Consider the following 14,923-nt stretch of genomic DNA (forward strand, 5'->3'; position numbering starts at 1 on the left):
CATTACACCTCATTACTTATAGGATTATCTAAATCAACTGTTAAATATTTTTTTACTTTGCCTTCCATACGCATACGTAGCAATGCCTTCACATTAATTTTGGGTCCAAACAATGTTTGTCTTAACACTTGCGCATGCGCCTTTTTAGTATCGATTGACTGTTCTATTACTTCACTTACAATCGCAAATAATTCATCTGCATTGACGTTATTATATTGTGAAAAATGATGTATTAATTCTGAAATTTGATTTTGAATCACAGCGTGTTGAAACTTAGCAATAACCGCTTCAATATTCTCAGCAGCTAAACTTTTATTTGTAATCTTAACATTGGGTAATTGTCTTGTTAGAGTCTTTAAATCAATTCTAGAACCCCCTAGATCTCTCACCATAAATTTCATTTGAAAATCTGGTCCTAAACTAACAATAGTATTTTGCATATGTGCTTCTAAAGCAATTCCATAATCTTGTATATAGCCAATTAATGGTTGGATAAGTGTTTCAGCATAGTGACTTATAAATTGTTTAATTGCTTTGTTTGTTACACCTACCCCTAGCCATTCTAAATAACTATCAACGATGACCTGGTTATCTACAGGATTTTTATTTACTAAACTGCCAGTTACTAAAGTAAGTCCATTTGTTGTGGTTTGTGGTTCATAACGCACGATACAAGCTAATTGACGTGCTATATCTTCATTAGTTTGGGCATGTATACCATAAGGTTCCATTGCTACTTTTAACTGTGGGTAAACATTTAACATTTCTTGTAACTCATAACTTAACTTTGGCCCATCCACCGTTGTAACAGGGGAAACAGTTCTTATTGCACTTGTGGCTTGAATATCGACTGGTAACTTAATATGGAATGGCTTATTCATTAACGCCATTGTTCTGAACGATAATGTTGCTTTCGCTTCAACTTCAAATGGTGTAGTTAAAAGACGATGTTCCTCTAACCAGTATACAAATTGTTGTGGAATCACGTTTTCATATTGCCATGGATGCACGAGTATAGCGCGATAATCGTTTAATTCTAAATGATGCGGTTCTAAAAATGCTTTCAATTTATATCTATATTCAGGTATCACGTGGTTTAATATATATTGATCATCTTCTTCCATCGAAGTCGCTACACTATCTTGCTTATGAATAAGCATCACTTTTAATGCAATCGTCTTTTCAAATTCAGGTGCATATAATTTAATTTCTTCATTCGTTAATGGTAATTTCGTTTTGGTTAGTGGATGCGTTGGATGTCCTTCTATGACGAGACTTTCAGAATAACTTAAATCATTAATACCATTATCTTCTTTCATATGCTGTAACCATGTAAAGAAATTAATGGTTACTGGCAATCTTGAAAACTTTAAACTAGCCTGAATCATTGACTCTCTATGGTTAAAATGTTCATAGCTCAATGCAAGTCCTGCACGACTGGACTGTAATTCTTCAGTTAGCCGTTGGCTAATTGGGGTATTAAATTGATTATTTAATACCTCAAGCAATTGTTCTAATGTTTTAATGGAAACAATATTGTCACCTTTTATATAGTGAATTTCACCGTTGAAGACATAACGCATCATCGCACTTTTTCTTAAATAAGATACATTTAACGCTTGCCCTTTATATTGTAATTCTACGTAATTATCAAATTCCTTAAAAAACATTTTTTCTGGAAAAATGTTTTCTTTAAGAACCGCGTTCATTATGCGGTGTTGAATATTCTCATCTGCCAATTTCCAAATATGATGCATCATACAACATTGCCTCCATTTTTTCTTTGTCTATTCATCATGCCAAATACCAATGTGATAATGACAGTACTTAGCCCCATGATGATAAAAGTCTCGATGATACCGATATATTCTGTTAAGAAACTCATTATCATCGCTCCTAATGGAATCATCCCTCTATCCATCATTACAACACTAAGTATCTTCCCTCTATGCTCTGATTTAACACGATGCTGAAAATATATTCTGTTAGTCGTACGTGCCCATTGGCTAAAAAGCCCGATTAAGAATACTGAAATAAAAAATATAATCATATTTGGGCTAATACTTACTAATAGTGAAATACCAAATAATATTGAACTAAAATAATACATTTTTACCATTGATATACTTTCTAGTACTTTAGGCAAAATCATTGTTGCAATAATACCACCAATTGCAGCACAGGTCATTGCAGACCCAAACATGGTTACTTGTTCAGGAAATGTTTTATCTGTTAAAACTGGTAACAATGATGTATATGTAAAACCTGTAGCCATGATAAATAAAGAAGTTAAAAATATTCTAGCCCCGATTTTGTTGTTACTAAAATAGTTGAAGACAAATTTAGTATTCATTGTTTCTTTCTCTTTAACCAAATGCGATGGCTTAAATTTCAAAGGCAAACACATCATCAACGAAATAAAGTAGGCTATAGCTTGGATATTAAAACTTATTTGTGCATTATAACCTGCTATTACAAATCCCGCTATGGCTGGACCAATAGATCGACATATATTGATTATAAATGAATGATATGAGACTGCTTGAGTCGTAGTTAAACGCTCTGTTAAATCTGGCAGAACAGATTGGCGCACTGGTGTTTCTATAGCGCCCATCACACCTTTTCCAAGTGAATATAATAAAAATACTATTATTGGTAACTCCCCATTTAAAAAGATTAAAAAACACAGTAAAGTGGTAAGTAATAAAGAAGTAGAGATGGTTATTTTCAATAATTTTCCTCTATTGCATCTATCTGCTAACGCGCCCGCCCATACACTAATGAGCAAAATAGGTACAAGTCGGAAAAAATTAATGAGTCCAAGGTAAATTGCGTTATGATATAACGTATATACATACCAATTTAAAGTGATATGTCCAATCCAATTTCCTAGAAACAAAAAGAAAGAACTTGGAAAAAAATATCTTGCCATACATTTCACCCGACTTTTTAATTGATAATAATTATCATTATCGATATTATGGATTATACAAATATCTTATACTTTTGTAAAATAATTTTTTTAGAGGTGCTTTATGAATTCAAAAAGTATTAATTATAATTTAATAAATAAAATGACTAATGATGAACAATATGCTTTTGATTATTTATCGTCTATAAATCAAACATGGGCAAATTTATTTCAAGAGGTGTTATTAGAAAGTAGAGATAAAATATCGCAAAGATTGATCTCATCTTTATATCGAGAAAATTTAGTACAGAGTCACCAACACAGCAAAATTATTGATAACAAAGATGTAGGCGCGCCTCAACTATCTGAAGAAAATAAATTATTATCTATTGCTTTCCCTAAAATTAACAAAACCTTGTATGCACCTATAACAGGTACGCACGCTTTTGATCGTCTAGCCGTCACTGGACCGTTTTATTTAGAAGAAGACGACCATGTCGAAAGAGTTTTACATCCAAATGACGTTTTAAACTGTATTTTATCGGTAGCCCCAGAATTAGATAATGCAGCTAGTGCTCAATTCTATGAAGATTTAAATAATAGCGTGGCAAATATGGCGATTGCATTAAGCTACCAAAAATATTTATTAGAGCAGAATAATCAATCCTTAAATGATTTAATCACCAAAGCAAAAGATAGTTATTTAGCCTCTGAACAGTTTGTTATTGAAGGCCACCCGCTCCATCCCGGTGCAAAATTGCGCAAAGGCATGACACCTGAAACAGTTATCAACTATTCAGCAGAATTTGGTCAGTCTATTCCTTTACAATTTATATTAATACATAAATCTATAGCTAAATTTCAGACATGTTCGGGAGATTATAATAATTTAATTTATAATTTATTTAATGGGTTAAAAACTGAAGTTATAAAACAGGTTGGTGCAGAATATATCAATCAATATGCCGTTATGGTTGTACACCCTTGGCAATATGATCATATTCTCTTAAAAGCGTATTCAAAAGAACTAGAACAACAAGAAATCATCCCTATTGAATATCAACAATCGTATTTTGCAGGATTATCTTTTAGAACGTTGATGCCAAAATTTCCTGAAACCTTGCCACATATTAAATTATCAACCAACGTTCACATTACTGGAGAAATTAGAACACTATCTGAGCAAACAACCATAAATGGTCCGCAAGTTACGTGCATACTCAATGATATTATACAAAATGATACATTATTCAACCATATTCAGGCTGATACGATTGACGAACTAGCAGGAATCCACTTTTATAACGTTTCAGATAAAGCAGACCAAACCATTAGAAGTGAACAACTAGGGACCTTATTTAGAACAAACATATATAACTTAATCAAAGAAAATACAATACCTATGGTTCCTTCTGTGTTAGTAGCATCGACAATCTATAATGACGAACCACCCATTGTATCATTAATCACTAAATATCAAGTGGCGAAGAAAATTCATAGCTTTGAGTCAGCTGCTTTAGTTTGGATTAAGCACTATAGTCAAGCGTTAATAGATTTAGTAATACCGCTTTACGTTAAATATGGTATTGCACTTGAAGCCCATCTACAGAATGCTATTGCTACATTTGGAGACGACGGCCTATTAGATATGCTTTATATACGTGATTTTGAAGGTTTACGAATTGATACATCGCATTTAAATAAAATGGGGTACAGTACAGCAGATTTTCATGAAAAATCGTTAATTTTAACCAATCAATCACAAACGGTATTTAATAAAGTCTTTTACTCAAGTATCCAAAACCATCTTGGTGAATTAATTGCTAGTATTGCACAATCAAGTAATCATAAACAATTAGAAAACCAAATTTGGTCAATCGTACGTGACTTATTAACTAAAAAACTAGACGATATTGCGCGTACAATCGATGATCAACAAAGAATAAATCAAATCAAATCAATCTTATTTGCGCCAAAAATAGATTATAAATGTGTAACAACGATGCGTTTAGTGGATGAAGCAGATTACTATACTTATATACAGGTTGACAACCCGTTACATTACAATTAATAAAGCGCCTGAACATTTTATTTCAAATAGCAAAATAAAACTACTGATAAGCATCTGCTTATCAGTAGTTTTATAATTTATATTGATATTAAGAATTATTGTAATCCTTTGTCTTCGTTATTTGAATTTTGGCTTTTTTCATTTTTTTGTGTCCATTCTTTTCTAGTCATCACATCTTCAACACGCATATTTACTTCAACCACTTCAAGACCAGTGATATATTTGACTTGTTCTTTAACTAAGTCAGTAACTTTGCGGAAGATTTTTGGTGCTGATTCACCGTATTCTAAAATAACTTTTAAGTCTACTGCTGCTTGTTTTTCTCCAACTTCAACACTAACGCCTTGTGTCACGTTGCTCGTGCTACCAAATGAACTAGAAATGTTATCAACGAATCCGCCTTTCATTTCTAAAATGCCATTCACTTCACGTGCAGCAATACCAGCAATTTTTTCAATTACTTCGTCAGAGAAAGTTAATTTATTATTGAATTGTGGTTCTTGCTGTTGCTCCTGTTGTTTTTGTTGTTGCTCTTGTTCTTTTTCATTTACTCCTGTTTGGTTATCATATGCTTGTTTAGCTTTGTTATTATCTACTGCCATAATTAATTCTCCTTTGTTTTATAAGATTTTTAATTGCTAAATATTGAATCAATAAGAATTAACTCCATCGATTTAAGAAATTCAGAAAATCTTGTTTACGGTCTTTAGTATACCCGATACCAATTCCAATCAAACATAAAATAATAATTAATATTGTGCTCCAGAAACCTAATGTTAAAAATAATATTGCGATAATCAAGAATGCTAAAAATCCGATTATTCTCCATTTAAATGTTTTAAAAAAATCAACAACTTCTTGTGTAGAATCTTGTCTTTGTTGGTTATTATTGTTAGCCATGATAACCCTCCCTTACAACACACGTTTGCCTGAGGTTTTTTGATCTCTAACATTAACCTCTAATTTTGAAACTGGTAATTCTGTGAAATGCTCAACGTTTTGCTTAATATCATTTCTAATTTCTTCTGTTAATGAACCAACCTGAACATCACCAGGAACAAAGAAATCTGCTTTTAAAGCAATATGCGATTTCTTTTTCTTGTTATATAGTTTAGCTATAACATTAGGTTGTCGAATTTGATCATAATTTACAAGCGTATCGTAAGCAGATTTTTCTACTGCTTTTCTGGATACGTAAATATGTCCATCTTCGTAATCTTTATAAAGTCCAGGTTTTCTATACGTAGGTTTAAACAAGCTAAATACAAGTATGAGACCTATGATAATGAGCAATGCTGCTAAGCCAATAAGTGTTGGTTCAAACCAATTAAATTGATTGAAATAGTTTTGATACTCGCTAATTCTAGAATCTTTAATATACATAAATAGCAAGAACCCAACGATGACTACGATTAATAGGCCAAGTATAAAATTTTTAATTCGTTTCACCTCGTATGACACCTCCTATAGTTAAATTATATGTACATGTCATACATACTTAATACCCCTATTAAAAAACATAGAAACATTTTATATTGAATTTATAATCTATTTGGTAAAATAATTTTTCGTTAGTTGCTATTCTCTGTCTGTGTATTGGTTTGATCGTCTTGATGCGCCTTGCGATATTGTAAATACTTATCATCTGAAATAAACAATTTGTTACTAGGTCTTGGCTTCTCTATAGATAATGATTTAAATAAAGACCAAATCATAAATATGATAACAATAGAAAATGGCAAGGCTGCAATAATTAATAAATTTTGAATGGATTGCGTACCACCAGTATAAATCATAATCATAGCAAATAATGCTAAAATAACACCCCAGCTCACTTTAACAATGCCTGAAGGGTTAATGCTTCCTTTAGAACTCAGCATACCTAACACATAAGTGGCTGAGTCTGCCGAAGTGACAAAAAAGATTATAATAACAACAAGTGTAATGATGCTAAGTAAAAATCCTAATGGGAAATGTTCAAGTGTTGCAAACGTTGCTGTTTCGGTTGCTTCTTTAGCAATATTTGCAATGCCGCTTTGTTGTAAATAAATAGCAGAAGCGCCGAATACTGCAAAGAATAAGAAACAAACAAGCGCGGGTACGAATAACACGCCTAAGATAAATTCTTTAATTGTTCTACCACGAGAGACTCGAGCGATAAATATACCTACAAACGGCGCCCAAGAAACCCACCATGCCCAATAGAAGATCGTCCATTGTTGTAACCATTGAAACTTTTCTCCTCCTGATTGTGGGATACGTAAACTCATATTAAAGAAATTCGCAATATAATCACCAAGTGAATTGGTAAATGTATTTAATATATTTAACGTTGGCCCAACACAGAATAAAATGATTAACACGATGAAAGCTAAGAACATATTGATATTACTTAAACTCTTAATCCCTTTATCAATACCTGACCAAGCTGACCATGTAAATAATATAGTGGCGATAACGATAATTGTAGCTTGTGTCATAAAATTAGAAGGCAAATCAAACAGAAAGTTTAGGCCTTCGTTAATTTGTAGCGCACCAAAACCAAGTGTGGCAGCAACTCCTGTCACCGTAGCAATAATAGCGAGTACATCAATTGCCCCGCCAATGGGTCCCTTCATCATTTTATCTCCTAGTATTGGTCTTAGTGTGGCACTAACCAATCCCGGATATCCTTTATGAAAGTTAAAGTACGCAAATATAAGGCCGACGATGCCATAAACAGCCCAAGCATGTACACCCCAATGGAAAAATGAGAATTGCATCGCTTCATTAATTGCGGTTTGAGAACCAGCTTTATGTATTGGCGTTAATGTGAAGGCATGGCTTATCGGTTCCGCTGTTGTCCAAAACACCAAGCCTATCCCCATACCTGCACTAAATAACATAGCAAACCATGACTTTAATGAAAATTCTGGGTCTTCACCCTCTTCACCTAAAGTTATTGTTGAATATCTAGAAAACAGTAAATAGATTGAAACTACTAATATGGCAAGTACTAATAATAAATAGTACCATCCGAAATGAACTGCGATAAAATTAGTGATATTTTGGGTGATTGTTTCTAATTGTTTAGGTGCAACTGCACCATATATAACAAATAGCGTGCAAATAGTTAATGCTACCCAAAAAACAACTGTTAATTTTTTAAAACGCATATTAAAATGACACTCTCCCTTTGCTTTATGTGACACTTATACCCTCACAATGTTTTATTATTCGTAAATTACATATTTATATACATTTAACGTAATGTTTAAAGTATAATATGCTAGGTTATTTTTTATTTTATCCTATAATTGTGTTTTTACAATTATTAGTGCTTATTCTATTAAATTTAAGCGCATATAATTAATTCATTATTATATAGACTAGGACGCATTTATATTATATTTTCTACACCAATTTCATATCCAAACCTAGGATAACTTAAATAAAAAAAGGCCGAAACACTACTAATGTTTCGGTCACAAATATAATCAGAGAGTAAAATTGAACTTTTTATTCAGATTGAAATAACAAGTTTACCAATCATACTCTGATCTTCTATTTTTTTATGCGCTTGGTAAATATTATCTGCTGTTAAACCATTGATTACTTTATTAACTGTCGGTTTATAAATGCCCGCTTCTATTTTATCAGCAATATCTTTTAAGTATTCCCCATGTATGCCCATATCTTCTGTTTCATTTAATGGACGTGAATACATATACTCATGTGTAAACGTAATACTCTTTGGTTTTAATAAGTTTAAATCTTGTTTATTATTAAATGCTACGATTGTTGCTATGATACCGCGAGGTTTAATTAATTCAATCATTTTTTCATAATACAGGTCTGTATCAAATGTGCAAAAGATATAATCTACTTCACTAATTTCATATTTTTTGAACTCATCTGCTAGATTATTTTTATGATTCAACACAATGTCCGCACCTAATGATTTTGACCAATTATATGTTTCATCACGCGAGGCGGTTGTAATAACATGTAATCCATAATGTTTTGCAATTTGTGTAGCAATACTACCAACGCCACCCGCACCATTGATAATTAATAAAGATTTGCCTTTATTATCTTCAGGGTTATGCGAGATTTTAAAAACATCAAACAATGTTTCAGAAGCTGTTAAACCAGTTAGAGGTAAACTTGCCGCTTCTGTGTCAGAAATATTATTAGGTTTGAACGCTACCAGTTGTTCATCTACAAGTTGGTGTGTTTGATTTGAACCTTGGTAAGCAGGTGAACCCGAATAATAAACTTCATCGCCCGCTTTAAAATATTTCACTGCATCTCCTACTGCTTCTACAACACCTACAGCATCGTAGCCTAAAATCCTAGGTGCTTCATTAAGAGGAGATTGTCTAATTTTAGTATCTACAGGATTGACACTGATAGCCTTTAAACGGACTAATAGCTCACGTTGTTTAGGCTGTGGCATCTCTTGTTCCATTTCATAAAATTGGTTACCTTCATTTAATTTAAATGGTTTGTCTGCACCTACTGCTTTCATACGAGCATCTCCTTCAATTATAAATTATTTGATACTTGAACAACTTGTTTACCAAAATTATCACCAGTAAATAAATTTCTAAAAGCATTAGGCAAATTGTCAAAACCTTCTACAATAGAAGTCTTCGTTTTTATCTTATCTTCGCTTACCCATTGTGCAAGATTTTTACTTGCGTTTGTAAAATCATCGGCGTAATTAGCAACAATAAACCCTTTCATAAGTGCTTGTGATTTTATTAAAATTGGTTGTATACGTGGTCCAAACTCAATTTCTTCGTTATTGTATCCAGAAATAGCGCCACAAACTGGGATTCTAGCAAATTGATTTAAATGTTTCATTACTTCATCTGCTACATCGCCACCAACATTTTCAAAGTAAACATCTACGCCATCAGGCACAGCTTGAGCTAATTGTTCAGAAAAGTCATCAGCTTTATAATCTACGCTTGCATCAAAACCTAATTGCTCGGTTAAATATTTCGTTTTTGTTGTGCCACCTGCAATGCCAACCACGCGCGCGCCTTTTATTTTAGCAATTTGACCCACGACTGATCCTACAGCTCCTGATGCTGCAGAGACGACAACAGTTTCGCCTTCTTTAGGGTCCCCAATTTTTAACAAGCCATGATAAGCAGTTTGTCCTGTCATTCCTAAAACACTGAGATATAAATAGGAAGGTATATCTGTTTGAGTAATTTTATTTATATTTTGTGCTGATACGTTTGATACTTTTTGCCATGGTAACTGTCCCATTACCATATCACCTTTCTCAAATGAATCAGCTTTTGATTGAACGACTTTTCCGACAATATGTCCTGATAATGGTTCGTCCAATTGAAATGGTTGTACATATGATTCGCTATCATCCATTCTCCCACGCATATATGGGTCTACTGATATATAAATAGCTTCTACTTGAATTTCATCATTGTTTGGCTCATCTAGTTCAACAGTTTCATATCTAAAAACCTCATCTGAAGGTATGCCCTCAGGTCGTTTTGCTAATACAATGCGTTCTGTTTTCATTATTTTGCCTCCATTTCATCTTTGCCCTCATTCTATAGATATGTAGTTATACAATCAATCAAATCGCTTATCTGTATTTTTAATATCATGTTATGCTATCTAAATATAACAATGCGTAATTACCTGTTAAGGAGAGTTGGATATGAGATTAAGTATTTTAGATTACGTTCCAATTTTTGAGGGGCGTAATGCAACTCAAGCTATTAATCATTCAATTGAATTGGCGCAATTAGCCGAATCTTTAGAATTTTATCGATTCTGGATTGCAGAACATCATAAAGTATTTTCAGTAGCTTCTAGTGCTCCTGAAATGCTTATGATGACCCTCTTAGAAAATACTAAAACAATGCATATTGGCAGCGGTGGGGTTATGTTGCCTCACTATAGTGCCTACAAGATAGCAGAAATTTTTAAAATAATGGAAGCACGTCATTCTGACAGAGTTGATTTAGGTATTGGGCGTTCATATAGTTTTAAAAATGTAAATCACGCGTTAAATGAAAATAAAACGGCTCATGTTGATTTTAATACACAAATTAAAGATTTAATAGATTACTTTAATGATAACAGTGAACATCAACGATTTACCGGATTATATGCAACGCCATTCATTCAAACACAGCCTACCATGTATTTGTTAGGCACCAGTCAACAAAGCGCTAAGCTTGCTGCACAACAAGGCTTACCCTTTGTTACAACATTAATGGGACAGAATAAAGATAAAATCAATACTTCTATAAGCTACTATCGCCAGTTATTTAAAACATTATATCCAAACCAATCACCCTACGTCATTATTTCAACCTTTGTTATCACTGCTGATAATATGCAAAAAGTAAAAGATTTGGAGCGAGCTTTTCATCTTTGGTTACTCCGTATTAGTTATTTAAATCAACCAAAAACTTACCCTTCAATTGCTTATGCAAAACAAAGACAGTCTTCGAATAGAGAATTAGAAAAAATAAAACAAAACGAAAAGCGTGTTATAAGTGGTTTACCAGGTGAAGTATTTTTAAAACTACAAGAAATCGCTACGTATTATAATGCGGATGAAATAATGATTCAACCACATGTATTCGCTGAACAAAATCGAAAAAACTTATTGTACTTATTAGCATCTGAAAAAGATAAATTTGAATCAACATAATGTTTTGTTTCTTAACATCTAATAAATACGATGAAAAAGTGTAGCACAGAAATGAATACAAGCACTGAAGCACTTATATAAACCACTGTTGTTTTCTTAAAATGGGCTCGCCTAAGGTAAACTTATGTATCAATCCCACTCATTCAATACTTTTAGGAGTGGGACTTTACTATTTTTGTTCTATTTAATCTTTGTTATGAATATGAGTAGCGCGGATATTAATGAATACCTCAGCTAAATTGAAATTTATCTTATTTATCGTTCCATAAAAATTCATTTACTCTATCTATCACTTGTACGTTATGAGGTAATTCACTGTGCTTGGCTTTAGGGCCATTAACTTTATATTCTGTATAACCGTCATGTTGGTTTGGTAATAAATATTTGAGTGATTTAGAGGATACATTAGTCACTTTACCATCAGAATTTGTCCCATCTTTCAGATCTCCATAAATATTTAAAACTTTTGAATTTCTAGGATAATGATCTTTCATTGTTAATAAATTTCTATATTTTTCTAACATTTTATTAGGCTTTCCCCTCTTATCTATTTCTATATCCAAATCTAACCCATTGATATCAACTTCACCGTTAAAGTTCCCAGCTAGGCTTACTTGTTTATTTAATTTAGGTAATTGTTGGTTATCACCATAATTTAACATATAGTAACTAAAAGACTGATTTCCCATTGAATGTGCTACGAAATTAAACTTTTCAAAATGGTACATCGCATTAAAGGTATAAATGACATTTTTAATCCATCGCGCATTTTCATACACGTTCTTATTCCTATTATCTTCTAGTATGATTTTAATCATAGGGCGTTTGGCGTTAGGATCTATTGTCCCTTCAAATGTCACCTTTCCATTTGGCTTAACTTTTGCTTCAATGATTTCGTTTGTATCGCCTTTTTGAACAGCGGAATTCACCATATAATTCTCTGAATACTTTGCTCCTCCAAAACCATGTAAATAAAAAGTGGGGATTGATTCACTGTCATTTATGTTTTTAATAATTGGTTTATTGAGTACTTGATCTCTTAACAGAACCATACTGCTAGATAAAATAATTAGCATCATTACTATTAAACATTTTTCTAATATCATACGTTGCTTATTGAATGACATACGCATTACCTCTATTACATTTTTCATTTGTTATACCCGTCATATTGTGACTTATTCAATTTAATCGCTAATAAATAGTTATATGATTAATACACATTAATTGTATAGAATAAAAAAACTTCCCATACAATGATGGGAAGTTCAAAAAATATTAGATATGATACTAGTACACACAATGTATGAACAAAATGTCTTTAATTAAACGCAAATTGCTGAGGCAGTTTACGTACCCAGACTGTATGCGAATACTTTCGCAATAGTTCGGACAAATTAACGTTTTGAGAATTGTGGTGAACGACGAGCTTTTTTAAGACCTGGTTTTTTACGTTCTTTCATACGTGGGTCACGAGTAAGTAATCCAGCGCGTTTTAAAGAACTTCTATACTCAGGATCAGCTTCTAATAATGCACGTGCAATTCCGTGACGGATAGCTTGTGCTTGTCCAGTAAAGCCACCACCGTGAACGTTAACTAATACATCATAGTTCCCTTTAGTTTCTGTAACATCGAATGGTTGGTTTAAGTCTAAGATTAATGATTCGAATGGTAAGTAGCTACGTACATCATTGTTATTAACAGTAATGTTACCTTCGCCAGGTACTAAACGTACACGTGCTACTGAGTTTTTACGACGGCCTGTGCCTTTATATTCAACTTGTGCCAATGTAATTTCCTCCTTTTAATTAACCACGTAACTCGTAGTTTTCTGGTTGTTGTGCAGCGTGTGGATGTTCAGCGCCACCATAAACAAATAATTTCTTGCCTTGTTTTTCGCCTAAACGAGTGCTTGGTAACATACCTTTAATTGAAGTTTCAAGTAAACGTTCTGGGTTTTTAGCTTTTAATTCACCAGCAGAAACTGATTTGATTCCGCCTGGATGATTACTATGACGATAATACATTTTATCTTGTTCTTTATTACCAGTGAATTGGATTTTAGCAGCGTTGACGATAATTACATAATCACCTGAATCAACGTGTGGTGTATAAGTTACTTTATTTTTACCGCGTAGAATAGCAGCTACTTCTGATGATAAACGACCAAGTGTTTTACCTTCAGCATCAATAACATACCATTTGCGCTCAATGTTTGCTTCATTAGCCATAAATGTTTGACGCATATAATTGTCCTCCTAGAATAAATAAATGGTTCTTGTCTAATTAAAATGATATTTAAACTTAAATTCATTTATTTTGTTAATTTATTATTTCTACGTGCTTCTATATCTTGTTACACAATAAGATTCCGGGGCTTATCGTGGGGTGATATAAAACAATACCGTTAGTTATCGTATAATTTTTATGCCGTTTTGTCAATGTAATTTACCTATTTTGTGTAGATTTTTTTCGGTGAATTTTAATGTTTTCACCAAAGTCATTCATAAGCGATTGAGGTGATAGATAAATATGTTCTAAATACAACCCTTCAGCAGGGGCAGTGAATGGTACTTTATTACGATTCTTCTCTTCTAATAGTTGAGGGACGCTTTCTGGATTATACTTCCCTTTTCCTACACCAATTAAAAATGCTACTAGTACACGTACCATATTATATAGAAAACCTGAACCCGTGACCACATAATCAAAACCGTATGTAGTTTTTTCTATTCTGCTCTCATACAGGGTACGCACTTTGCTTTCAACTTCTGTTTTTTGAGAACAAAAACCAGTAAAATCATGGGTTCCTATAAACAGCTGTGCAGCTTGTATCATCTTGTCAAAATCTAAATTATCATAGACATAGGATTTTAAACCACATTCAAACGGATCTTTATGTGCTGATTGATATATCTTATAGCGATAAGTTTTTCCTACACAATCATACCGACAATGGAAAGACTCATCTACAAATGCCACTGAGTTGACATAAACGTCATCAGGTAGCGCACGATTCATAGCGTATTGCCATTGATCGGCTGAAATATTCAGTTCGGAATCAAAATGAAAATACTGCTCAAATGCATGTACGCCACGATCTGTTCTGCTAGTAGGATGTATTCTAACGTGACGTTTATGCATACGTTTAAGTATTTTTTCGAATTGCTGTTGTACTGTTCTGCCATTATCTTGAATTTGGAAACCCAAGAATTGACTACCTTGATATGAAATATTTACTAAAACACGAACCATCCT

The 14,923-nt window shown here is 32.9% G+C and carries 14 protein-coding genes; 2 read left to right on the plus strand and 12 right to left on the minus strand.

Annotation, left to right across the window (positions count from 1 at the left end):
• Positions 1-2: 2 nt before the first annotated feature.
• Together KA894_RS07235 and KA894_RS07240 are read right to left on the minus strand one after the other, a co-directional pair.
• Positions 3-1,760 (minus strand): IucA/IucC family protein, encoded by a 1,758-nt coding sequence (locus KA894_RS07235; RefSeq protein WP_115342010.1) that lies wholly within the window; start codon positions 1,758-1,760, stop codon positions 3-5.
• On the minus strand, positions 1,757-2,932 hold the full coding sequence (locus KA894_RS07240) for an MFS transporter (RefSeq protein WP_119487674.1): 1,176 nt from the start codon (positions 2,930-2,932) through the stop codon (positions 1,757-1,759). Before KA894_RS07240 ends, KA894_RS07235 begins: the two co-directional genes overlap by 4 nt.
• A gap of 118 nt (positions 2,933-3,050) precedes the next feature.
• On the opposite strand from KA894_RS07240, the gene KA894_RS07245 reads away from it, so the two are divergent.
• Complete coding sequence (locus tag KA894_RS07245) at positions 3,051-4,982, plus strand: IucA/IucC family protein (protein WP_369967535.1); 1,932 nt, start codon at positions 3,051-3,053, stop codon at positions 4,980-4,982.
• Positions 4,983-5,077: 95 nt separating this feature from the next.
• Here the strand turns inward: KA894_RS07245 and KA894_RS07250 are convergent, their stop codons facing one another.
• From KA894_RS07250 to KA894_RS07275, 6 genes are all read right to left on the minus strand, one after another.
• On the minus strand, positions 5,078-5,584 hold the full coding sequence (locus KA894_RS07250) for an Asp23/Gls24 family envelope stress response protein (RefSeq protein ID WP_096808713.1): 507 nt from the start codon (positions 5,582-5,584) through the stop codon (positions 5,078-5,080).
• A gap of 58 nt (positions 5,585-5,642) precedes the next feature.
• The gene (locus tag KA894_RS07255; protein ID WP_096808712.1) at positions 5,643-5,882 is read right to left on the minus strand and encodes a DUF2273 domain-containing protein; all 240 of its coding nucleotides are present in this window, start codon (positions 5,880-5,882) and stop codon (positions 5,643-5,645) included.
• Positions 5,883-5,894: 12 nt separating this feature from the next.
• Complete coding sequence (amaP, locus tag KA894_RS07260; RefSeq protein ID WP_096808711.1) at positions 5,895-6,431, minus strand: alkaline shock response membrane anchor protein AmaP; 537 nt, start codon at positions 6,429-6,431, stop codon at positions 5,895-5,897.
• 122 nt (positions 6,432-6,553) lie between these two features.
• Complete coding sequence (locus KA894_RS07265) at positions 6,554-8,137, minus strand: BCCT family transporter (protein WP_096808710.1); 1,584 nt, start codon at positions 8,135-8,137, stop codon at positions 6,554-6,556.
• Between the two features lie 347 nt (positions 8,138-8,484).
• On the minus strand, positions 8,485-9,492 hold the full coding sequence (locus KA894_RS07270; RefSeq protein WP_103372768.1) for a zinc-binding alcohol dehydrogenase family protein: 1,008 nt from the start codon (positions 9,490-9,492) through the stop codon (positions 8,485-8,487).
• A gap of 17 nt (positions 9,493-9,509) precedes the next feature.
• Complete coding sequence (locus KA894_RS07275; RefSeq protein WP_103372769.1) at positions 9,510-10,517, minus strand: NADP-dependent oxidoreductase; 1,008 nt, start codon at positions 10,515-10,517, stop codon at positions 9,510-9,512.
• A gap of 142 nt (positions 10,518-10,659) precedes the next feature.
• On the opposite strand from KA894_RS07275, the gene KA894_RS07280 reads away from it, so the two are divergent.
• Positions 10,660-11,664 carry an MsnO8 family LLM class oxidoreductase gene (locus tag KA894_RS07280; protein WP_119487676.1) on the plus strand — a complete coding sequence of 335 codons (1,005 nt, stop codon included), beginning with the start codon at positions 10,660-10,662 and terminating at the stop codon, positions 11,662-11,664.
• A 251-nt stretch (positions 11,665-11,915) separates the two neighbouring features.
• Here KA894_RS07280 and KA894_RS07285 read toward each other — a convergent pair whose 3' ends face one another.
• The 4 genes from KA894_RS07285 to truA all read right to left on the minus strand — a co-directional run bounded on the left by KA894_RS07285 (position 11,916) and on the right by truA (position 14,920).
• Entirely contained in the window at positions 11,916-12,818 is a 903-nt protein-coding gene (locus KA894_RS07285; protein ID WP_245337201.1) for an alpha/beta hydrolase, read from the minus strand.
• A gap of 243 nt (positions 12,819-13,061) precedes the next feature.
• Positions 13,062-13,454, minus strand: a complete 393-nt coding sequence (gene rpsI, locus KA894_RS07290; RefSeq protein WP_217983399.1) for a 30S ribosomal protein S9 — start codon at positions 13,452-13,454, stop codon at positions 13,062-13,064.
• Positions 13,455-13,473: 19 nt separating this feature from the next.
• Positions 13,474-13,911 (minus strand): 50S ribosomal protein L13, encoded by a 438-nt coding sequence (rplM, locus tag KA894_RS07295; RefSeq protein ID WP_119487677.1) that lies wholly within the window; start codon positions 13,909-13,911, stop codon positions 13,474-13,476.
• Positions 13,912-14,113: 202 nt separating this feature from the next.
• Positions 14,114-14,920, minus strand: a complete 807-nt coding sequence (gene truA, locus KA894_RS07300; protein WP_119487678.1) for a tRNA pseudouridine(38-40) synthase TruA — start codon at positions 14,918-14,920, stop codon at positions 14,114-14,116.
• Positions 14,921-14,923 lie beyond the last annotated feature (3 nt).

Origin of the sequence: Staphylococcus sp. GDY8P131P, from assembly GCF_017891975.1 — a bacterium.
In the GTDB taxonomy this organism is placed as follows: Bacteria; Bacillota; Bacilli; order Staphylococcales; family Staphylococcaceae; genus Staphylococcus; species Staphylococcus nepalensis.